General features: G+C 34.4%; 22 protein-coding genes and 2 pseudogenes. 19 read left to right on the forward strand and 5 right to left on the reverse strand.

What is annotated here, in order from left to right:
• Positions 1-10 precede the first annotated feature (10 nt).
• Positions 11-631, forward strand: coding sequence for a YcnI family copper-binding membrane protein (locus MHB70_RS08455; protein WP_061529881.1), 621 nt, complete (start codon positions 11-13; stop codon positions 629-631).
• A 46-nt stretch (positions 632-677) separates the two neighbouring features.
• Here MHB70_RS08455 and MHB70_RS08460 read toward each other — a convergent pair whose 3' ends face one another.
• Positions 678-1583: a DMT family transporter gene (locus tag MHB70_RS08460; protein WP_000192823.1), complete on the reverse strand. Its 906-nt coding sequence runs from the start codon at positions 1581-1583 to the stop codon at positions 678-680.
• A 97-nt stretch (positions 1584-1680) separates the two neighbouring features.
• On the opposite strand from MHB70_RS08460, the gene MHB70_RS08465 reads away from it, so the two are divergent.
• The 7 genes from MHB70_RS08465 to MHB70_RS08495 all read left to right on the forward strand — a co-directional run bounded on the left by MHB70_RS08465 (position 1681) and on the right by MHB70_RS08495 (position 7673).
• Positions 1681-2550, forward strand: a complete 870-nt coding sequence (locus tag MHB70_RS08465) for a LysR family transcriptional regulator (RefSeq protein ID WP_000156755.1) — start codon at positions 1681-1683, stop codon at positions 2548-2550.
• A 120-nt stretch (positions 2551-2670) separates the two neighbouring features.
• Complete coding sequence (locus MHB70_RS08470) at positions 2671-3102, forward strand: Rrf2 family transcriptional regulator (protein ID WP_000704077.1); 432 nt, start codon at positions 2671-2673, stop codon at positions 3100-3102.
• Between the two features lie 72 nt (positions 3103-3174).
• Positions 3175-3825, forward strand: a complete 651-nt coding sequence (locus MHB70_RS08475) for a DsbA family oxidoreductase (RefSeq protein WP_000216688.1) — start codon at positions 3175-3177, stop codon at positions 3823-3825.
• A gap of 57 nt (positions 3826-3882) precedes the next feature.
• Positions 3883-4485 (forward strand): nitroreductase family protein, encoded by a 603-nt coding sequence (locus MHB70_RS08480; protein ID WP_001277038.1) that lies wholly within the window; start codon positions 3883-3885, stop codon positions 4483-4485.
• A gap of 126 nt (positions 4486-4611) precedes the next feature.
• Positions 4612-4743: a hypothetical protein gene (locus MHB70_RS08485; RefSeq protein WP_000997344.1), complete on the forward strand. Its 132-nt coding sequence runs from the start codon at positions 4612-4614 to the stop codon at positions 4741-4743.
• 111 nt (positions 4744-4854) lie between these two features.
• Positions 4855-6465, forward strand: a complete 1611-nt coding sequence (locus tag MHB70_RS08490) for an amidase family protein (RefSeq protein WP_061529882.1) — start codon at positions 4855-4857, stop codon at positions 6463-6465.
• A 188-nt stretch (positions 6466-6653) separates the two neighbouring features.
• Positions 6654-7673, forward strand: a complete 1020-nt coding sequence (locus MHB70_RS08495; RefSeq protein ID WP_001006567.1) for an AI-2E family transporter — start codon at positions 6654-6656, stop codon at positions 7671-7673.
• Positions 7674-7710: 37 nt separating this feature from the next.
• Here the strand turns inward: MHB70_RS08495 and MHB70_RS08500 are convergent, their stop codons facing one another.
• Together MHB70_RS08500 and MHB70_RS08505 are read right to left on the reverse strand one after the other, a co-directional pair.
• Complete coding sequence (locus tag MHB70_RS08500) at positions 7711-8001, reverse strand: YesK family protein (RefSeq protein ID WP_000342830.1); 291 nt, start codon at positions 7999-8001, stop codon at positions 7711-7713.
• Positions 8002-8116: 115 nt separating this feature from the next.
• Positions 8117-9061, reverse strand: a complete 945-nt coding sequence (locus MHB70_RS08505) for an L-lactate dehydrogenase (protein WP_000715319.1) — start codon at positions 9059-9061, stop codon at positions 8117-8119.
• 200 nt (positions 9062-9261) lie between these two features.
• Between MHB70_RS08505 and MHB70_RS08510 the strand changes: the two genes are divergently transcribed.
• From MHB70_RS08510 to MHB70_RS08540, 7 genes are all read left to right on the forward strand, one after another.
• On the forward strand, positions 9262-10698 hold the full coding sequence (locus MHB70_RS08510; RefSeq protein ID WP_061529883.1) for a flavin monoamine oxidase family protein: 1437 nt from the start codon (positions 9262-9264) through the stop codon (positions 10696-10698).
• 110 nt (positions 10699-10808) lie between these two features.
• Positions 10809-11726 (forward strand): CobW family GTP-binding protein, encoded by a 918-nt coding sequence (locus tag MHB70_RS08515; protein WP_001044962.1) that lies wholly within the window; start codon positions 10809-10811, stop codon positions 11724-11726.
• 282 nt (positions 11727-12008) lie between these two features.
• Complete coding sequence (locus MHB70_RS08520; RefSeq protein WP_000062008.1) at positions 12009-13226, forward strand: substrate-binding domain-containing protein; 1218 nt, start codon at positions 12009-12011, stop codon at positions 13224-13226.
• A gap of 89 nt (positions 13227-13315) precedes the next feature.
• A complete protein-coding gene (locus MHB70_RS08525; RefSeq protein WP_000149304.1) occupies positions 13316-14089 on the forward strand; it encodes an ABC transporter ATP-binding protein in 774 nt (257 codons plus the stop codon).
• A complete protein-coding gene (locus tag MHB70_RS08530; protein ID WP_001196711.1) occupies positions 14067-14768 on the forward strand; it encodes a branched-chain amino acid ABC transporter ATP-binding protein in 702 nt (233 codons plus the stop codon). The genes MHB70_RS08525 and MHB70_RS08530 overlap by 23 nt, the downstream gene beginning before the upstream one ends.
• 22 nt (positions 14769-14790) lie before the next feature.
• Complete coding sequence (locus MHB70_RS08535; RefSeq protein WP_000382809.1) at positions 14791-15651, forward strand: branched-chain amino acid ABC transporter permease; 861 nt, start codon at positions 14791-14793, stop codon at positions 15649-15651.
• Positions 15652-15700: 49 nt separating this feature from the next.
• Positions 15701-16654, forward strand: coding sequence for a branched-chain amino acid ABC transporter permease (locus MHB70_RS08540; protein ID WP_002093784.1), 954 nt, complete (start codon positions 15701-15703; stop codon positions 16652-16654).
• 91 nt (positions 16655-16745) lie between these two features.
• Here the strand turns inward: MHB70_RS08540 and MHB70_RS08545 are convergent, their stop codons facing one another.
• Entirely contained in the window at positions 16746-17534 is a 789-nt protein-coding gene (locus MHB70_RS08545) for a LysR family transcriptional regulator (protein WP_000404971.1), read from the reverse strand.
• A gap of 120 nt (positions 17535-17654) precedes the next feature.
• On the opposite strand from MHB70_RS08545, the gene MHB70_RS08550 reads away from it, so the two are divergent.
• Entirely contained in the window at positions 17655-18203 is a 549-nt protein-coding gene (locus MHB70_RS08550; protein ID WP_061529884.1) for a DUF4865 family protein, read from the forward strand.
• 88 nt (positions 18204-18291) lie between these two features.
• Here MHB70_RS08550 and MHB70_RS08555 read toward each other — a convergent pair.
• Positions 18292-18465, reverse strand: a pseudogene (locus tag MHB70_RS08555) (siderophore biosynthesis protein); the annotation flags it as partial.
• Here MHB70_RS08555 and MHB70_RS08560 point away from each other — a divergent pair.
• The 3 genes and pseudogenes from MHB70_RS08560 to MHB70_RS08570 form a co-directional block, all read left to right on the forward strand.
• Positions 18461-18532, forward strand: a pseudogene (locus MHB70_RS08560) (DUF4352 domain-containing protein); the annotation flags it as partial. The pseudogenes MHB70_RS08555 and MHB70_RS08560 overlap by 5 nt on opposite strands.
• Positions 18533-18901: 369 nt before the next feature.
• Complete coding sequence (locus MHB70_RS08565) at positions 18902-19345, forward strand: MarR family winged helix-turn-helix transcriptional regulator (protein WP_001205523.1); 444 nt, start codon at positions 18902-18904, stop codon at positions 19343-19345.
• 118 nt (positions 19346-19463) lie between these two features.
• Complete coding sequence (locus MHB70_RS08570; protein ID WP_000417545.1) at positions 19464-20519, forward strand: LLM class flavin-dependent oxidoreductase; 1056 nt, start codon at positions 19464-19466, stop codon at positions 20517-20519.
• The last annotated feature ends 561 nt before the right edge of the window (positions 20520-21080 follow it).

The following is a 21080-nucleotide window of genomic DNA, read 5'->3' on the forward strand; positions in this document are numbered from 1 at the left end:
TTAATAGAAAATGAAGCGTATAAAAAAATTAGGAACAACAATGATCGCAACAATAATTGCAATGGGAATTTTTTCGTTACCTGTTAGCGCTCACGTAACTGTGCAACCAGCAACTTCGGATGCTAACTCATGGGAGACTTACACGATAAAGGTACCAGTTGAAAAAAATGTGGCAACAACAAAAGTCACACTAAAAATACCGTCCGGCGTTGAGTTTCAACAGTATGAACCAGTGTCAGGATGGAAAGTGGAAGAGCAAAAAGATGCAGCTGGAAAAGTTAAAACTGTAGTATGGGAAGCAACAGGAGAAGGGATTTTATCTGGTCAGTTCCAACGATTTACTTTCGTTGCTAAAAACCCAGATAAAGAACAAAAGATAGCTTGGGATGCATATCAACAATATAAAGACGGAGAAATTGTTGAATGGACAGGCGATGAGAAAGCTGAAAAACCGCATTCAGTTACTACAATTGCAAAAGGTAAGTCCTTAACTGGGGAACATGGGGAAGTATCTAGTGTGGGAAAGAATGAAAGTACAAGTAATATGCAAACAATAGCAATTGTGTTATCAGTTTTAGCGATTGTATCTTCGGTAAGTACGTTTGTTTTTGTAGTACGTCGTAAAAAGTAAGGTATAAAAAAGAGCCTACAAATAGTAGGCTCTTTTTCACGTTTATTTATTTCACTTCAACTTGTTGCCCTACAGCAAGTGTTTTCGGCTTTATATTTACAAAGCAAATACTCACGACAATAAATAATAGACCGATAAACAAGCTCATTGTAATGGCCTCATGTAAGAAAATTGAACTTACAATAATAGCGATAAGAGGGATAAGGAACGTGTAAGCTCCAACTTTACTTGCTTCACCAGCTCCAACAAGTGTGAAGTAAGCGAGCCATCCCATTGCAATAACAAAGAACGAAATAAAGAGTAGCACACTAACAAATGGCATACTCCAAGCGATACTAGACCAGCTTTCAAACTCTGATCCAAATCCAACTAAGCAAACACCTCCAATAATAAGCTGAAGTGTTACCATCCAAATAGCATTAACGCGGTGCCCGGTTTTTTTAATAAATACTGTACCCAGTGCCCATCCAATCGCACAACCTAATGCGAGAAGGATTCCAATGATAGAAATATGGCCGGTTAAGCTACTAGAGCTAATAACCCCCACGCCAATAAATCCTAGAATTAAACCGAAAATTTTTAAGCCATACATTGATTCTTCAAGCCATATCCACGAGAAAATGCCGAGTAAAACAGGCTGTAGAAATACAATTGCGGAAAATAATCCAGCGGGCATGTATTGAAGACCGACAGTTTGTAGTCCGTAAAAGATAATGATGTTAAGTACAGAAGAAATAACGTATAAATGCCAAGTTTCTTTTAAATGTAGCTCTTTGTATTTCGGTAATGCGAAAATAAGTAAAATGAATCCCCCAATTAAAGTTCTAACGCCTGCAAATAAAACAGGTGGTGTATAATGCAAGGCAAATTTAGATAAAGGCCAATTAATTCCCCACATAATAACGAGAAAAGTAAGGATTATGGCCGTTTTTGTTCGAGAAAGCTGTGTCACGGTAAGACCTCCTTGTTGTATTTCATTTCACTATGATATGATATCGACTGTGATAAATAAAATGAATCTTTTTTATAAGGGGTATAAGTGATTAGTTATGACCATTACACAACTACAAGTTTTGATTAAAACGGTTGAATTAGGTAGTTTTACGAAAGCAGCAAAAGCACTTAATATGACACAGCCTGCTGTCAGTCATGCCATTTCAAGTATTGAGTCAGAATTAGATATTACGATTCTTATACGTGATAAGAGAGAAGGTTTAATTGTTACTGACGTAGGAGAGAGAATTCTTGTTCATATTAGAGAAATATTGAATGGAATTGAGAAAATTGAGCAAGAAGTTGCGATGGAGAAAGGACACGAAGTTGGGACGATTCGAATTGGGAGTTTTCCGAGCGCTTCTGCACATTTCTTACCCAAAATGATAAACCTTTTTAAGGAGAAGTATCCGAACTTAGAAGTCGTTCTTTGTGAAGGAACGATTAAAGAAGTTGAAGATTGGTTAGTATCGAGGGTTATTGATATAGGAATTGTTATTTTGCCTAATAAAGATATGGAGATTGTTCCATTAGCGAAGGGGAAAATGGTTGTTATCTTAAGAGAGGATCATCCTCTCTGTAAGAAGGACGCTATTACAATTAGTGATTTAGAGAATGAACCGATCATATTATGTAAGGGTGGATACGAACCACCCATTATTGATATGTTTAAACAAGCAAACGTACCACTTCGGGCTGAGTATGTAATTTCGACAGTTACTACAGCTTTAAATATGATTCAAGAAGGATTAGGCATTGCAATATTGGCTGAATTATCTTTAACGAATTTACCAAAAAATGTGCAAACGAGAGAATTGGAACCACAAGTATGGAGAGAAATTGCTTTAGCTGCTCCTTCATTAAAGGATTCTTCAATCGCTGTGCAGCTATTTATTGAAGAATTTCAAGCGCTATTTGCAGAATAAAAAGAGGTGTCTCATATATCATAATGGGACACTTTTTAATTTACTTATAAAAAATCTGTGAAAAGGATTGACTTATTTTTTAGTTGTAACTATAATGATTACATCGAGGTGGTGATGACGATGAAAATTAGTAGCCGCTTTTCTATAGCTGTTCATATTTTATCTATTTTGAAAAACAATCCATCTTCACTTTGTACTTCAGACTATATGGCTGAAAGTGTAAATACAAATCCGGTAGTAATCCGTAAAATTATGTCGTACTTGAAACAAGCTGGATTTGTTTACGTAAATCGCGGGCCAGGTGGTGCGGGATTATTAAAGGATTTACATGAAATCACATTGTTAGATGTGTATCATGCAGTGAACGTAGTCGAAGAAGACAAGCTATTTCATATTCACGAGCAACCAAATCCAGATTGTCCAATTGGAGCGAATATTCAAGTGGTGTTAGAAGTTATATTAATTCAAGCACAATCCGCGATGGAAGAAGTTTTGAAAAATATTTCGATGGAGCAGTTGTTTGAATCTTTACAAGAGAAAATGAATGCTTAAAATATTATCTATATTTTTTTATTATAGATGTAACTATATTGATTACAACTATAAAGGTAAGGTGTAAAAATTATGACTGTAAAAATGAAAGTATACTCAGACTTTATATGTCCGTTTTGTTTTTTAGCAAAAGGTCCATTAGATGAGGTAGTGAAAGAGAAAGATGTAGAGATTGAATGGATGCCATTTGAATTACGTCCAAGTCCATATTCAAAAATAGACCCATGGAATGAGCCAGAAAAATTAGGTTCATGGGATGCTTTCATTCTTCCGACAGCGAAGAAGTTAGGAATTGATATGCGTTTGCCACGTGTTTCCCCACATCCATATACGCATTTAGCTTTCGAAGGATGTCAATTTGCGAAAGAACGTGGACTAGGTAATGAGTATCATCACCGCGTATTCACAGCATTTTTCCAAGAAGAGCAAAACATTGAAGATATTGATGTGTTAACAAAATTAGCGGTAGAAGTAGGACTTCCTGAGGCGGAATTTAAAGATGCTTTAGTAACTCGTAAATATAAAGAAAAGCATCAAGAAGCAATTCAGCACGCATATGATGAAGCGAATATTATGGCTGTTCCAACTGTCATGATTGGAGATGAAGTCATTCAAGGGCTTGCTAGTAAAGAAACACTAGAAAGGGTCATTGATAAAGAAATTGAAAAGGATAAAACAAATTCATTTGAAGGTGTGCAATGTAATACCGATGGATATTGCTAATTCGATTGTTATGAAATAACAAAATAAATAATAAAACAAATATTTGGAGGAATTAAAATGTCAGCAACTACAACAAATTTAAAAGAAGCAATCGTGAACCGTCGTTCAATTCGTAAAGTAACAAAAAACGATGCGATTACGAAAGAAAGAATTGAAGAAGTGTTAAAAACAGCTTTACACGCACCAACATCTTTTAATATGCAAAGTAGCCGTATGGTTGTATTAATGGATGGAGAGCATGAAAAGTTTTGGGATATCGTAAAAGAAACGCTTAGATCACGCGTACCAGCAGAAAACTTTGAAGCGACTGTAGAAAGACTAAAAGGTTTCCATACAGGTGTAGGTACAGTTTTATTCTTTGAAGACCAAGCAACTGTAGAAAAAATGCAAGAAAATGCACCGTTATATAAAGATCAATTCCCATTCTGGTCTCATCAAGGTAATGCAATGTTACAACATACTGTGTGGATGCTATTATCTGCTGAAGGAATTGGCGCATCACTGCAACATTACAACCCAATCGTAGATGCTGATGTAAAAGAAACTTGGAACATTCCAGCAGAGTGGAGCTTAGTAGGTCAAATGCCATTTGGTGAACCAAATGAACAGCCAGCAGAAAGAACATTCTTACCTACTGAAGATGTAGTGAAATTTTATTAAGAAATACAATATGTAACGATAAGGAAGCTGTGCTTAGAAACAGCTTCCTTTTTTGTATTAGTGTTAATTTATAAGCATTTAGGGAAGGAATATAACAAATAGTCAGGTGAGAAAGGAAGTAGGAAAATGAATGACGAGAAAAAATATACAGTGGTAGGTACTGATGTCGAGGAAGTAAAACGTTTAAATAAAAATTCAGGATTAACGTATAATCAAGTGAAAGAAATGTTAGCGAAGCAAATGCAAAAAAAGAAGTGATTAGATTGAAATCATTCATTTTTTCATTTAACATTTTGATTGGAGAGAGTTAAGTAAAAGGTAACTCTCTTTTTTATATAACTGAGCAACTGTAAGAGTGGAGGAAGCAACATGAAAAAGTGGGTAAAGATAACGTTGTCTATCGCCGGAGGTATTGTCCTATTGGTATGTGCCGGTGGATATTACGTGTATAAAAATTATTTTCCAAAGGAACCAGAGCGTATTGTATATGATAAAGACAGAGTGTTAAAGCCGATACATAACCAGCTTAAAGGGATCAACATAGATAATGTAAAGATAAAAGAAAAAGCAGTTGTAAATGCAACTGTGGATGAACTTCAAAATATGGTCGATGATGGAAAATTATCATATGAAGAATTAACGAGTATTTATCTCTTTAGAATACAAGAACATGACCAAAATGGAATATCATTAAATGCTGTTACAGAGATTAATCCAAATGCAATAGAGCAAGCACGAAAGTTAGATAAAGAGAGGTCGTTAAATAAAAAATCGAACTTATACGGCATTCCTGTCATCGTAAAAGATAATGTACAAACTGCAAAAGTGATGCCGACAAGCGCAGGCACTTTTGTATTAAAAGATTGGGTTGCAGATGAAGATGCCACGATTGTGAAGAAGTTGAAAGAAGAGGGGGCATTTGTTTTAGGTAAAGCAAATATGTCTGAATGGGCGAATTATTTATCTTTTACAATGCCAAGTGGATATAGCGGGAAGAAAGGGCAAAATTTAAATCCGTACGGTCCAATTACATTTGATACATCAGGATCCAGTTCGGGGTCTGCTACAGTGGTTGCGGCCGATTTTGCACCGCTTGCAATTGGGACAGAAACGACGGGATCTATTGTCGCACCAGCGACGCAGCAATCTGTAGTTGGGTTACGTCCATCGTTAGGTATGGTTAGCAGAGCTGGCATTATCCCATTAGCTGAAGCACTTGATACTGCAGGGCCAATGGCAAGAACGGTAAAAGACGCGGCAACGTTATTTAATACAATGGTAGGTTATGATGAAAAAGATGCTATGACAGAAAAAATGAAAGATAGAGATAGAATAGATTATACGAATGATTTATCAATAGATGGATTAAGAGGAAAAAAGATAGGGATTCTTTTTTCTGTAGATCAACAAGATGAAAATAGAAAAGCAGTAGCAGAAAAGATTAGAAAAGACATTCAAGATGCCGGTGCGATATTGACTGATGATATTCAGTTAAGTAGCGAGGGTGTAGATAATCTGCAAACATTAGAATATGAGTTCAAACATAATGTTAACGACTATCTTTCGAAGCAAAAAAATGTGCCTGTAAAATCGTTAGAAGAGATTATAGCGTTTAATAAAAAAGATAGTAAAAGAAGAATGAAATATGGACAAACATTAATTGAGGGCTCTGAAAAATCTGCTATAACGAAAGATGAATTTGAAAAAGTAGTTCAAACGAGTCAAGAAAATGCAAGGAAAGAGCTAGATAGATATTTAGTAGAAAAAGGATTGGACGCTTTAGTCATGATTAATAACGATGAAGTTCTTTTATCAGCTGTAGCTGGTTATCCTGAATTAGCGGTACCAGCAGGCTATGATAAAAATGGAGAGCCAGTAGGTGTTGTATTTGTCGGGAGGCAGTTTGGTGAAAAAGAACTTTTCAATATTGGATATGCGTATGAACAACAGTCTAAAAATAGACGTTCTCCTAAAATATAGAATTTAAAAATAGTTTTTAGGAAAGGATTAGATAAAAAATCAGACATTAAAAAAGAAAAAAAGGATTCTTCCAAATTAGTAAGAAAGATTGTCTATAGAAGTTCATAAAATGTAATAGTATTACAATGAATACGTTCGTTTTGTAATATATCAAATTTACATCCATAGAAGGGGGAGGTTAAATCTTAATGAATGAAGTGAAAAATTTTTTTCGAAGTAGAGGGTTTCAACGGTTTATCGTTTTAATAATATTAGCGTTTGTATTATATGGATTAAAAAGTATGATCAATTTAATATTAATTACGTTTATACTGACATTTTTAATGGATCGGTTTCAACGTTTTATTTCAAAGAAATTGAAAGTGAATCGAAAAATTGTTATCGCATGTTTGTATATAATATTAGTTTCCTTTATCGGCACGACATTGTATAAATATTTGCCTGTGCTAACGATACAAATTTCACAATTGATTTATCAATTTAAACTGTTTTTTCAAAATCCACCGGATAATGAGATCATTAAATATGCACTTTCGACAATTAATGGAATGGAAGTATCAAAATATATAGAACAAGGTGTAGATGTCATCTATCAATCGATAGCGAATATAGGAAAGGTGAGTTTACAAATATTATTGTCTCTAATATTAAGCTTATTTTTCTTATTAGAAAAAGAGCGTATTATTACATTTACTTCTAAGTTTAAAGAGAGTAAACTAAAGATTTTTTATGAGGAGATTGCATATTTTGGTGAAAGGTTTGCAAGGTCGTTCGGTAAAGTAATTGAAGCACAATTTTTAATTGCAGTTGTAAATTGTATCCTGACTGTCATTGCATTAATCGTTTTAGGATTTCCACAGCTTCTCGTATTAGCTGTTATGATTTTCTTATTAGGGTTGATTCCTGTTGCCGGCGTAATCATTTCACTGTTTCCACTTTGTATCATTGCCTATAACGTAGGTGGGGTTATGTACGTTTTGTACATACTAGTGTTCATTACAGTGATTCACGCTCTTGAAAGTTATTTTTTAAATCCAAAATTTATGTCTGCAAAAACGAATTTGCCTGTCTTTTATACATTTATGATTCTCATCTTTTCAGAGCACTTCCTCGGAATATGGGGGCTTATTATCGGGATACCGATCTTTATCTTTTTATTAGATGTACTTGACGTAAATAATGATAAATTGATTAAAAGCAATAAGTGATAGAAATAACCGATGTTGTCTTTTTTGAAAACATCGGTTATTTCTTATTTTTTTTTGGAGGAGGTAGTTTTATAAATTTATTTGCAATTAAAGCTATAATAACAGCAGCAAAAATAAGGACCGCGATTATGCCAATCCCCATACCTGCCCATCCTCCTATAAGGAACATACTTATCGGTATTGCTAATAAGCTTAAAATAATAAGGATCAACCCGAGATTCTTATCATATTTTTTAGTTGGAAATAGCGTTCTGATGATTAAAAAGAGAAAAAGTATTAATGACGCTACAGCTAGTAAGAGGATGACAATTGTCCAAGAATCATCCATAAAATCACTCCTTTCTATTATGGATAATATTACGGTTTAGATTGAGGGTGAACAATAAAAATATAAAAAAGCAATCCAATATGAATTGGATTGCTTTTTTGAATGAAATATACGATTAAAGAACGGGAGCCATTGTTTCTTTCAACACTTGAACAGAGTGATCGAATTTTAATTCTTCGTCTTCACTTAATTCTACTTCTAAAATTTCACGAACACCGCCACGATTTAAAACAGCAGGTACGCCGATATAAACATCTTTTTGACCGTATTGACCTTCTAAGTATGCTGAAACTGTTAATACGCTATTTTCGTCGTTTAAAATAGCTTTTGTAACACGTAGAAGTGACATACCAATACCATAATAAGTTGCACCTTTGCGCTCAATAATATGGTAGGCTGCATCACGAACATTTATGAAAATTTTGTCTAAATCTTCTTGTGTGTATGTGTTGTCTTTATCAAGAAGCGTTTGTAGTTTTTGAATACCAACTGATACGTGACTCCATACTGGAAGTTCTGTATCGCCATGTTCTCCGATAATATAAGCATGAATGTTGTGTGGACCAATGTCGAAGTACTCACCTAACATATAGCGGAAACGAGCAGAGTCAAGCGTTGTACCAGAACCGATTACTCGTTCTTTTGGTAAACCAGATTCTTTCCAAGTAACGTACGTTAAAATATCTACAGGGTTTGTTGCGATTAAGAAGATGCCATCAAATCCGCTATCCATAATACTGCGAACGATTTGTTTAAAGATTTTAGCGTTTTTCTCAACTAAATCTAAACGTGTTTCACCTGGCTTTTGTGGTAATCCAGCTGTAATGACTACAAGATCAGCATCTTTACAATCTTCGTAGCTACCTTTCCATACTCTAGTTGGAGCTGGTGCAAATGGAACAGCGTGACTTAAATCCATTGCTTCTCCTTCGGCTTTTGCTTCATTTACATCAACTAAAACAAATTCTTCAGCTACAGCTTGGTTAATCATGCAGTAAGCATAGCTACATCCAACTGCACCTGTTCCTACTAATACAACACGGTTAATACCTTTTTTCATTTCACAATTCCTCGCAATTTCATTGATTTTATTATGTAAGATAATACGTCCTACTTCTATAAATTCATATCTAGTTTATTACATTTTATAAAAGATATTCAAGTATTTGAAAATGTATCCGTTCAAATTTGCGAACAAAACATAGGAATTCAGTTAACTGAATATAATTCAGTAAAATCCTTTTTAAAAGGGGAAATGGTATGGGGAATCCATTATCGATGGAACAAATGCTTCAAATTGTTCATGAAGGGCTTGCCAAAACGAATAACCCCAAACAAATTACAGTTGCCGGTGCAGGGATTTCTGGATTAGTTGCAGGTTCTTTATTGAAAGAGGCTGGACATGAAGTAACGATTATAGAAGCAAATAACAGAATAGGTGGCAGGGTGTATACGATTCGTGAACCGTTTAGTGCGGGTTTATACTTTAATGCAGGACCGATGAGAATTCCTGATACGCATGAGTTAACTTTAGCGTATATTCGTAAATTTAAACTACCGTTAAACCTTTTTATAAATAAAACTTTTGCAGATATCATTTATACGAATCATATTCAAACGAGATTGAATGTGTTTGAAAATGATCCAAGTATACTTGAATATCCGGTTTTGGATAAAGAAAGAGGAAAAACGGCAGAAGAGCTAATGCTTGAAGTATTAGAACCAATACTAAATTATATTAAGAAGGATCCTAATAAAAACTGGTTTATCGTTGAAAAAAAGTATAAAACGTATTCGCTTGGTTTATTTTTAATGGAGTATTATTCGGATGGAGCAATAGATATGATTGGTGTACTTCTTGATATGGAAGCATATATGGGAATGTCTTTAATTGAAGTATTACGGGAAATGATTTTTTTTACTTCAACGGCGAAATATTACGAGATAACGGGCGGGATGGATGCATTACCAAATGCATTTTTACCACAGCTAAAGGATAATATTTTTATGTCCTATAAAGTAGAAAAAATAATACAAGAAGATAATAAAGTGATGCTGCAAGTAAAACATGAACAAACGTTAGATCCATTTACAATAACAAGTGATATTGCTATTATCACAATTCCGTTTTCGGCGTTACGATTTGTAGAAGTTCAGCCATTTCATTTATTCACTTATTTTAAAAGACGAGCAATTCGTGAATTAAATTATATTGCTGCAACTAAAATTGCGATAGAGTTCAAAAGTAGATTTTGGGAAAGAGTCGGGCAGTATGGTGGGAAATCTATTACGGATTTACCGATACGTTTTACATATTATCCGAGCTATGGCATTCAGTCACCAGGGGCAGCTATCGTTATAGCAAGTTATACGTGGGCGGATGAGGCTTTAACATGGGATAGTCTCCCGCATAGAGAGCGTATTCGTTACGCATTGAAAAATTTAGCGCAAATATATGGGAATGTAGTCTATAGTGAGTTTATAACAGGGGAATCTTTTAGCTGGAGTAAGAGTACGTATTCTTGCGGAGCATTTACAGCTTTTGAACCAGGCCAAGAGCTAGAATTATTTCCTTATATTGCGTCGCCGGCTGGAAACGTACACTTTGCAGGAGAACATACAACGTTGACACATGGGTGGATGCAGGGAGCGATTGAGTCTGGAATTAGAGTTGCTCATGAAGTAAATGAAAAGTGAAGATAGAAGATATATTTACAAATTGTTATTCTTTTAATAAAATGATAAATATAAATCGTAATTATTACGCTTTGAATACGTTTGAAATAAAGAAATGGATGGTTGATCAAATGAATAAAGTGGAAATTCATATATTAGGTGGTTTTTTAGGTAGTGGAAAATCAACATTATTACAAAATTTATTAGTAGCGGAGAAGAAGAAGAATAGAAAAGTTGCTGTTTTAATGAATGAAATTGGTGAATACTCAGTAGATACAGATATTATTGGTAAAGAGAATGTGTTAAGAGAATTACTAAAAGGATGTATTTGTTGTACGTTAAAGGAAGAACTTGAAATACAATTGCATTCATTATATCAGCAAGAAAGACCAGATGTAATTTACATAGAAACAACAGGCGTCGCACATCCAATTGAAGTGTTAGATGCATGTGTATCACCAATTTTAGCACCTTTCTTAGAAGTGAAATCAATTGTAGTCGTTTTAGATGCAGTAAGATGGTTAAATCGAAGTATATTAAGTGCAAATGTGCAACAGTTACTGCATGAGCAAATGAAATTTAGTAGTCACCTTCTTATTAATAAATCAGATTTACTAACAGAAGAAGATAAGAACAAAGTACTTGAAGAAGTGAAAGCAATAAATAATCATGCGAAATTGTTTGAAACAAAATATTGTAATATATCTTTAGATGATATAGAAGAAGCTGAATTTGTGAGTGCTGGGGAACACGAGACACTTCATGTTAAACAGCATTTACATATACAAACGATGACGTATCAATTTACGAAATCGATTGATCAAGACAAATTATATGAATGGCTTTCGAATTTACCAGATAGTATTTATCGAGTGAAAGGTTTTGTGAAATTCCATGGAGATAAATACCCTCATCTATTCCAATATTCGTTTGGCGTACCAACTTTACTAGAGCAAGATTTTGGTTTCCCGACAAACTTGGTAGTAATCGGGGAAGGGCTAGATAAGAAACAATTGGTTGAAGGGTTAGAAAAGGTAGAAAATAATTAAGTGCTTTTTATGTAGGCTGCAATAATTAACTTAAGTTAATTATTGCAGCTTTTTTCGTGATGAATACTGTAATGAAACAGTATTTTCAATTGGATAACGGAATATATATTGATTGTATGTTCATTTCCATTTAATAGGAAGGTGATTATAGATTTGTGCCGAATGTAGAGGATACTACAAGAGTTTTCCATTATCTATCTTATAGTTTAAAAGTCATGATTACGGGCAGGGGAATTTGGCGTGTTTGATTCTATCAGAAAGTAAAGTATGGGGAGGATCACAATGTCGATGAAAAAACGTAAGTGGCTAAAAACGATGTTTACTGGTTGTGTTTTAGGTTCGTTATTAATAACGGCAGCTTGTTCAGGAAAGAAAACAAGTACAGAGGATGAAAAAACGATTAAGGTAGGGGTTCTTGCATCATTAACAGGTCCATTAGAATCGTATGGAAAGCAAACAGTGAACGGATTTGAATTAGGGTTAGACTATGCAACTGGTGGAACAGGAAAAGTGGAAGGGAAAAAAATTAAGTTTGTAGTAGAAGATACGGAAACGAAAGCCGATGTAGCGGTAAAGAAAGCTACGAAATTATTAGAAGAAGAGAAAGTTGATTTCTTAGTCGGATCGTCTAGTTCAAGTGATACGTTAGCGGTTTTACCACTTGCTGAAGAATATGAAAAAATTATGGTTGTAGAACCGGCAGTTGCTGATAGTATTACCGGGAAGAACTGGAATAAATATATTTTTAGAACTGGAAGAAGTTCCTCACAAGATGCGATTGCAGGAGCAGCAGCAATTGCGAAAAAAGATGTAAAGATTGCGACGTTTGCTCCAGATAACGCTTTTGGTCGTGAAGGGATTGCGGCATTTAAAGCGGGTGCGAAAAAATTAGGAGCAAACATTGTAAACGAGCAATACGCTGACACGAATTCAACAGATTTTACGGCAAATATTCAAAATATCATTAGCTCAAAACCAGATTACTTATTTATCGTTTGGGCAGGGGCAAATTCACCTTGGAAACAGTTGAAAGATATGAATGTGGAAGCGCAAGGTATTAAAGTCTCTACTGGTGCACCGGATATACCAGCATTAAAAACGATGGATGCATTAGTAGGAATGCAAGGTTTTTCTGTTTATTATCATGCACTTCCAAAAAATAAGGTGAATGACTGGTTAGTTGAAGAACATAAAAAAAGATTTAATGGTGCAGTACCAGATTTATTTACAGCAGGAGGAATGTCAGCGGCAATTTCCATTGTGGAAGCATTAAAGAAAACAAATGGTGATACAGATGTAAATACATTGATTAAGAAAATGGAAGGAATGGAATTTGATACACCGAAAGGAAAGATGAAATTTAGAGAGAAAGACCACCAAGCGATGCAGACGCTATATTCTATCACGTTGAAAAAGCAAGATGGTGTTGATTATCCGGTACCAGTGTTAGAGCGAGAATTAACGATGAAAGAGACAGAACCACCAGTTCAAAATAAATAGACTGAATTTTCTGTTGTTTTTGTATAAAGAGGGGATATCCTCTTTATACGTATTTCTTTCATACTGAAAGCTTTAAAGGGAGGGATTTCGTGACACATTTGTTAGAGACGAAAAATCTTTGTGTATCTTTTGGTGACCATCATGTTATTAAAGATGTTAATTTAACGGTACAAAAGGGAAAGCTCATTTCAATTATTGGACCGAATGGTGCCGGCAAGACAACGTTATTTAACTTACTAAGTGGACAAATTTCTCCGACGAAAGGTGAAGTGTATTTTAAAGGAAAAGAGATTACAAAATTATCGATTTCAGACCGAACAAGATTAGGAATCGGGCGCTCTTTTCAGCTTACAAATATATTCCCAGAGTTAACGGTACTTGAAAATGTACGTTTAAGTGTTCAATCATTCGTTCAAGATTATTACAGTTTTTTCCCGAATGTAGCTAAGTTAAAGCAGCAAACTGGAGAGGCGAGACGTCTTTTAAAAACAGTGCTACTTCATGAGAAAGAGGGGGTATTAGCAAAAGATTTAGCTCACGGGGAAAAAAGAAAGTTAGAGCTTGCTATGTTATTAGCATTAAAGACAGATGTATTACTGCTTGATGAGCCAACTGCGGGTATTTCAGTTGAGGAAGTTCCGGCTATTTTACAAGTGATTGAAAATATTAAAAAACATCCAGAGAGCACAATCGTACTCATCGAACACAAAATGGATATGGTACTAGGTTTGTCGGACCATCTTATCGTTTTATTTCATGGCGAGTTATTAGCGGAAGGGTTACCAGAAGAAATGATGAAAGATGAGCGTGTACAAAGTGCTTATTTAGGGGGATTATATAGTGGCTCTATTACAAGTGAATAATATAGAGACGTATTTAGATCAGTTTCATATTTTACAAGGGGTATCACTCACTGTTGAGAAAGGGACGATTACTGTACTGTTTGGAAGAAACGGGGCGGGAAAAACAACAACGTTGCGATCGGTTATGGGATTTCATCGGATAGCAAATGGTGAGATTTATTATGATAGTACGCAGGTCAATGGATTATCTACACATTTAATTTCAAGAAAAGGAATAGGCTATGTACCAGAAAATCAAGGGATTTTTCATGATTTAACAGTAGAAGAGACGTTCGCACTTGCGAGTGGAAAAGGAGAAGAAGTTCACGAGAAAATAGATTGGATGCTCGAGCTATTTCCTGATTTAAAGCAGTTTTGGAATAAGAAAAGTGGGCTTTTAAGCGGGGGACAAAAACAAATGTTGGCTATTTCAAGAGCGTTTATTAATAGTGATGGACTATTGCTTATTGACGAGCCAAGTAAGGGGCTATCACCAATTATGATAGAAAAATTAATGGTAGCAATTTTGAAAATGAAGGAGAAAACGACTGTTTTACTTGTTGAACAAAATTTTATGATGGCTAGTCAAATCGGTGATTATTTTTACATTATGGATAATGGGCGTATTGTGCATAAAGGTTTTATGAATGAACTGCGAGAGGATAAAGAAACATGTCATAAATATTTAGGTATTTCTTAACATTGATACGGGGGGATAGAACGTGGATGTGTTAATTAACTTATTTGTAAACGGCGTTTCAACCGGGATGCTTATTTTTTTATTAGCATCAGGTCTTTCACTTATTTTCGGCCTAATGAGCGTTTTAAACTTTGCACATGGTGGTTTATTTGCATGGGGAGCTTTTACAGGCGTTTGGTTATTTAATATGACAGGTAGTTATGTGTTAGCGTTAGTTGGAGCGGTTGCTATGGGAATGTTGCTTGGTTTTATTTTAGAACGATTTCTTATTAGGCCAGTGTATGGAAACCATGTTCGCCAGCTACTCGTTACACTCGGAGGAATGCTCGTTCTTAGTGAGTGTATAAAAATATTTTGGGGACCGAATCCAATTAGTGCAAAGTTACCGATATGGTTACAAGGTAGCTATACATTTGGAGGGGTTATATTAATAAAATACCGGTTGTTCGTTATTTTAGTTGGGATACTAATTTACATTGCTCTACTATTACTACTCAAAAAAACAAAGATAGGTCTTATGATCCGCGCTGGTGTAATGGATAAGGAGATGGTTCAAGCACTCGGCATTAACGTGAAAGCTATATTTTCGTTCGTCTTTCTATTAGGAGCAGGAATGGCAGCGTTAGGTGGATTCTTATTTGCACCATATTCAGGCGTTGTTTTCGCCGAAATGGGTATGCAATATGCAATTTTAGCTTTCATTGTAGTAATAATTGGAGGGTTAGGTAGCGTCCAAGGTTCAGCTATCGCTTCTTTAATTGTCGGATTAGCCGGAGCTTTTACAGCATATTTCATGCCAGATTTATCACTTGCAATCAATATGTTAATGTTACTGTTTTTCTTAATAGTGAAGCCAACTGGACTTGTTGGTGAAAAGGGGTGAAATGGTGAACAACACATCGAATCGAATTAAAGTATACTTCGGAGTATTTATGCTCATTTGTTTAAGTGTATTTCCGTTCGTAAATGATTCACGGAGCTTGTTAATTTTGTTCACTCAAATCTTCATCTTTGCTATTTTTGCAATGAGTTTTGATATATTGCTTGGTTATACAGGAATTGTATCGTTCGGCCACTGTATGTTCTTTGGAATAGGAGCATATGGGGTAGCACTTTTATTCGATCGACAAGGTGTATCAATAACAAACTTTTTCATAGGTATAATAGCGGCAATTATCGTTTCAGCAATCGTTAGTTATATAATCGGCTTGCTTTCTTTACGGTTGAAAAGTCATTTTTATGCAATGTTAACGCTCGCTATTTCACAGTTGTTTTTCGTACTTGCTGAAAAATGGCGTGGGCTAACTCACGGAGGAGATGGATTTACATTTGGAGTACCAGAAATATTCCGTGATCGTTTTACATTTTATTATGTAACGTTTATATGTTTAATCAATATTTTCATTTTGCTACGTCTTTTCACCAAATCTTCAATTGGGAAAGTATTAAAGGCAATTTCACAAAATGAACAAAGAGTTGAAGCACTTGGTTATAAAGTTCTTCATTATAAAATTATCGCAAGTGTAGTGGCGGGAATAGTTGCAGCGATTAGCGGTGGTCTATTCGTCATCACATTACGCTTTGTAAATACCACTGTATTTTCAATTGAAATGACGTTAAATGCATTATTAATGACAATGATTGGAGGGGTTGGAACGTTAATCGGAGCCATTGCAGGAGCTGGTATCATTGAATCACTAAAATATTATTTATCAGAATTAGCGACGGAGTATCCGATTTTTGAAAGATGGACGATTATTCTAGGGTTATTGTATATAATCGTGTTACTAGTTTTTCCGAAAGGATTAGTTGGAACGGTTAAGCAGTTGAAGAGTGTTAAAAGGAGTAAGAAGGAGAAAAGCGCAGGTGTGGAGCAGAACGTGTGAAAAATCAATTGTATATAAAAAAACCCCCTCTTTTATATACGTTCAAGAGGGGTTTTTATTTTGAAAAAAGTTTGTAAACAAAGTCATTCTATTACTCAAATAGTTCATCAGGGGTATGCTTAATAAAGTTTCGATTCGTAAAAAAATGAACAGCTAATTTCTCTATTGGAACATTTTCAATTGTTACTAACTTATCATTTTTAATCGGTAAAAAAGCTATCCCATTTCCCTCAACGATAAATTCTTCCATAAGCGAATAAGAATCTAACTGTTGAAGTTGGCGCTGAGATAGATTGTTTTCTTTTAAAAATTGTATTGTCTTATTTCTAAAAGGGCACTTCTTGTCATTACTAACGAAGAAAAGTTCTTTTGAATAGTCAATGGTACACTTTTCTTTCGCTTTTAATAAACCTACAGAAATTGAAGTGGTGAATACTTTTTTAAACGCTGCGTCAGGATAATCCTCATAAGTTATGACCATATCAACTTTTTGTTGCTGTAACAGTGTTTGTAAGTGGCTACTACTTTCAATGTATAGTTGGTAACTCCTAAAATTTTCTTTAATGCGCATACTTAAATAATTTGTCAAAATAGATTGTGATGTCGCAATTACATAAGAAGAACCACTCGTTTTAATTTCATTTTTTGCTTCTTCTAACAGAGTTAATATTCTATTCGTGTAGTCTAATAAAATGTCACCAGAAGGTAACAATGAAACACCTTTGTTATCTCTATGTAGTAATGGTGTTTCTAACTCTTGTTCTAATTTTTTTATTCGCTCCGTTATATTCGGTTGTACATAACCTAGCTCTTTAGCAGCTTTACTAATAGAGCCTTCATTCGCTACAGTTTTAAATATGATAAGATCATTTATTTCCATTCATTTCAGCCCCTTATACGGTATCATTATAAATGATACCAAACATAATTTATACCTATTTTACGTTAGTTAGCCATCGGTTTATCATTATGTATATAAGATTGAAAGTGAGTGATAAACATGATTGGAATGCAATATAAGGTTATTTTGCCAAAGGATTATGATATAAGGATTATTAGAGAAAGGGTAAAAAAGAATGGTCATAAAACAGATGGTTTTCAAGAGTTGAAATTTAAGGCCTATTTAATTACTGAGGCAGGTAAGGACGGGAATTTCTATAATTGCTATGCACCTTTATATATTTGGAATGGTCATGAAGGGATGAACAAATTTATCTTTGAAGGGTATTACGATAATATTTTACAATCGTTCGGGTGGCAACAAATAAATATAGGTGTTCCATTCGTTGTTAATGTAAGTAATGACTTTAGAAAAAGTAGATATGTTGTTGAATATGTAGGGAGTATTTCTCAAATGGATTCATTGATTGGGGCTCAATTTAATATTTCGAATCAGAATGTCCAGAATACAGAAAATTGTATAGGGAATGTAATAGTCTATAACCCAGATAAGTGGGGATATAGTCATTTTGATTTTTATGAAGAAAAGCCTGAAATTGAAGCAATGAAGGATATTACAATATATGAAGTTCTACACATTTCACAGTAGATGTGGAATTGAAATATAGATTAATTATTTATAAAAAATCCATTTTGATTCAAGTAAAAAGGTTCAAAATGGATTTTTCTTGGTTATCTTATGTATACTCAAAACAAATTACTGCTTTTCTTAATTCTTTATTGAAGAATAAGTATATACGATCTGCACCATAAGCTTGAAAATAATATCCTGTAACAAATCCAACATACGTAAATGGATGACCATATTCATCTTTTGGCACATATAGAAGATTAGTATAGTCAAAAGATTCAAATCTTCAATTAATTTATAGACCTGATGTTATGTCTAAGGAGGAAGTAAAAGTGGAACTTAAGTAATTTATCCCGTAAAAGCCCGATGGGTGTAAACAAGGGTCTCTTATGCAAACCTATACAAGTTTTACATGAAGACGGTAATCTTGAATGAATTTACGGTACGATAAAAGAAAATAATAGGTTAGATGGTGTGAATTTCAAACATACCGTTTTGGAAAACAAAAATAAATGCATGATAAGGATTAGGCGTTGGAGCTTAATCCTTTTTTTATGGAGATGTAGAGAATGGTAAGTAGACCTAATACTACACGAGTAATACCTTTGGTTAAGTTCAAGTAAGTTGAGTTATATAAAAAAATGTAATTATCACTTGCATTAACATCACTTGCGTAGTAAAGTGATAATAAGATAAACGCTAGGAAGTGATAAAACATGCGTGATAATACGATAGGATCGTTAATATGGTTACGTTTAATACGATTTACGAATCAAAGTAATCAAATGTCAAATGAATTTTTAAAACGGTTTGATTTAACGACAGCCCAATTTGATGTCCTTTTGCAAATACGGACATATCAGCCGTTGACACAAATGGAGTTAGCTGAAAAGGTTACTGTTACGCAAGGCGGTATTTCTCGAATGTTAACTCGTCTTGAAAAAGAAGGATATATTGTGCGAAAACAAGATTGGAAAACAAAAACAATTAGTCTTACAGAGCAAGGAGAAGCAGCTTTAGAGAGAGCATTGCCAGAGCAACTTGCATTTCAATCTTCGTTTTTTGATGATGTATTAAATGAAGAAGAGCAGAAAATATTATACGAGCTGATGACGAAAGTTCATAAGCATAGTGAAAAAAAAGAATTACCGCAAGAGTAATTTTTTTATACTATCAATTGACTAATCAAGTGATGGCGTAGGTAATACGGAGATACACTTGACTTACCAACGTTTTTAGAAAAAAACTAATACTACTTTATTAAAGGGGAGAGTAACTATGGAAAAATACCGTATAGATACAAGAAAAGGAATTGAGTTTGGATTATATTCAATCGGTGATCATGTTTTAAATCCACATAATGGGGAGAAAATTACGCCAGAGAAAAGAATTCACGAACTAATTGAAACAGCTAAGTTAGCAGATGAGGCAGGGCTTGATGTGTTTGCTGTCGGCGAAAGTCATCAAACACATTTTACAACGCAAGCTCATACAGTTATTTTAGGTGCGGCCGCGCAAGCTACGAAAAATATAAAAATTGCAAGTTCCGCAACGATATTAAGTACATCTGACCCAGTTCGAGTATATGAGGATTTCGCTACCATTGACTTGATTTCTAATGGTCGTGCTGAAATTGTAGCTGGTCGTGGATCTCGTATTGGAGGATATAGTTTACTTGGTTACGATGTAAATGATTATGAAGAGTTATTTGAAGAGAAGATGGATCTTTTATTAAAAATTAATAAAGAGGAACATGTCACATGGAATGGGCAGTTCAGAGCACCACTTGAGCATGCTTCAGTTATTCCTAGAGCTAAAAACAATAACCTGCCAATTTGGCGTGCGGTTGGTGGACCGCCAGCTAGTGCAATTAAAGCAGGACGTGCAGGTGTGCCAATGATGATAACAACACTTGGTGGTCCAGCAATTAACTTTAAAGTGTCAGTAGATGCTTACCGCGAGGCTGCTCAGCAAAGTGGATTTGATCCAGCTAGTTTACCAGTTGCGACAACGAGTTTATTTTATACGGCAAAAAATTCACAAGATGCACTTAGTGAATATTACCCTCATATTAATGCTGGTATGCTTACACTGCGCGGTGGTGGGTATCCGAAACAGCAATTTACAAATGCAATAGATTACCGTGATGCTTTAATGGTTGGTAGCCCACAACAAATCATTGAGAAAATGCTTTACCAATATGAATTGTTTGGCCAACAACGCTTTATGGCACAAATTGATTTTGGCGGTGTACCATTTGATAAAATTGAGAAAAATATTGAATTAATTGCTACTGAAATTTTACCAGCCGTTAGAAAACATACAGCAAAATAAATAAAAAAACTGAGAGTCTAATTGACTCTCAGTTTTTTATTTGTTCTGGAAAAATGACAAAAAAATGAACTTTTAGTCGAGGGAGAGGGAAGTAATTTTTCTATTTTTGAATAACATTATTTCGAGTTTGAATTTTGAAAATACATTTTTCTCTTGACAAAAAATAAGCATTTATCCAGGGTGGTTTCGAGGACATTTTTCCGGGTAAAAGTCAAGTGTATGAAGAAAAAACGATTGTTTTATAGATATAAAAGTAAGCCGTATATTGAAAAAACACATTCTGCTAATGAGAAAAATCTGATTCAAAAAAATGACAAAAGACATATTTCAGACAAAATGATGTCAATAATACGTCAAAAATAACCTGAATTTACTATGCAGGTATATTATACAATTCGATTAACGAATCAAAACACTACAGAAATAGTGAAAAGATAAAAATAGCATTGCAATAGTTTGAAAAACTGAAATTTTGCATTTTTCGACAATACATACAAGATGTTTTTGTCTTTTCGCATTTCTTAATAATTGAGTTTTTTAAGATTGCTCAATTAATTTTAA

Origin of the sequence: Bacillus sp. FSL M7-1020, assembly GCF_038050415.1 — a bacterium.
GTDB classification, from domain to species: domain Bacteria; phylum Bacillota; class Bacilli; order Bacillales; family Bacillaceae_G; genus Bacillus_A; species Bacillus_A toyonensis.

Excerpts from the sequence above, each read along its gene's own strand:
- MHB70_RS08455 (WP_061529881.1), top strand. The coding sequence starts at position 11 with ATGAAGCGTATAAAAAAATTAGGAACAACAATGATCGCAACAATAATT.
- MHB70_RS08465 (WP_000156755.1), top strand. The coding sequence starts at position 1,681 with ATGACCATTACACAACTACAAGTTTTGATTAAAACGGTTGAATTAGGT.
- MHB70_RS08470 (WP_000704077.1), top strand. The coding sequence starts at position 2,671 with ATGAAAATTAGTAGCCGCTTTTCTATAGCTGTTCATATTTTATCTATT.
- MHB70_RS08475 (WP_000216688.1), top strand. The coding sequence starts at position 3,175 with ATGACTGTAAAAATGAAAGTATACTCAGACTTTATATGTCCGTTTTGT.
- MHB70_RS08480 (WP_001277038.1), top strand. The coding sequence starts at position 3,883 with ATGTCAGCAACTACAACAAATTTAAAAGAAGCAATCGTGAACCGTCGT.
- MHB70_RS08485 (WP_000997344.1), top strand. The coding sequence starts at position 4,612 with ATGAATGACGAGAAAAAATATACAGTGGTAGGTACTGATGTCGAGGAA.
- MHB70_RS08490 (WP_061529882.1), top strand. The coding sequence starts at position 4,855 with ATGAAAAAGTGGGTAAAGATAACGTTGTCTATCGCCGGAGGTATTGTC.
- MHB70_RS08495 (WP_001006567.1), top strand. The coding sequence starts at position 6,654 with ATGAATGAAGTGAAAAATTTTTTTCGAAGTAGAGGGTTTCAACGGTTT.
- MHB70_RS08500 (WP_000342830.1), bottom strand. The coding sequence starts at position 8,001 with ATGGATGATTCTTGGACAATTGTCATCCTCTTACTAGCTGTAGCGTCA.
- MHB70_RS08505 (WP_000715319.1), bottom strand. The coding sequence starts at position 9,061 with ATGAAAAAAGGTATTAACCGTGTTGTATTAGTAGGAACAGGTGCAGTT.
- MHB70_RS08510 (WP_061529883.1), top strand. The coding sequence starts at position 9,262 with ATGGGGAATCCATTATCGATGGAACAAATGCTTCAAATTGTTCATGAA.
- MHB70_RS08515 (WP_001044962.1), top strand. The coding sequence starts at position 10,809 with ATGAATAAAGTGGAAATTCATATATTAGGTGGTTTTTTAGGTAGTGGA.
- MHB70_RS08520 (WP_000062008.1), top strand. The coding sequence starts at position 12,009 with ATGTCGATGAAAAAACGTAAGTGGCTAAAAACGATGTTTACTGGTTGT.
- MHB70_RS08540 (WP_002093784.1), top strand. The coding sequence starts at position 15,701 with ATGCTCATTTGTTTAAGTGTATTTCCGTTCGTAAATGATTCACGGAGC.
- MHB70_RS08545 (WP_000404971.1), bottom strand. The coding sequence starts at position 17,534 with ATGGAAATAAATGATCTTATCATATTTAAAACTGTAGCGAATGAAGGC.
- MHB70_RS08550 (WP_061529884.1), top strand. The coding sequence starts at position 17,655 with ATGATTGGAATGCAATATAAGGTTATTTTGCCAAAGGATTATGATATA.
- MHB70_RS08565 (WP_001205523.1), top strand. The coding sequence starts at position 18,902 with ATGCGTGATAATACGATAGGATCGTTAATATGGTTACGTTTAATACGA.
- MHB70_RS08570 (WP_000417545.1), top strand. The coding sequence starts at position 19,464 with ATGGAAAAATACCGTATAGATACAAGAAAAGGAATTGAGTTTGGATTA.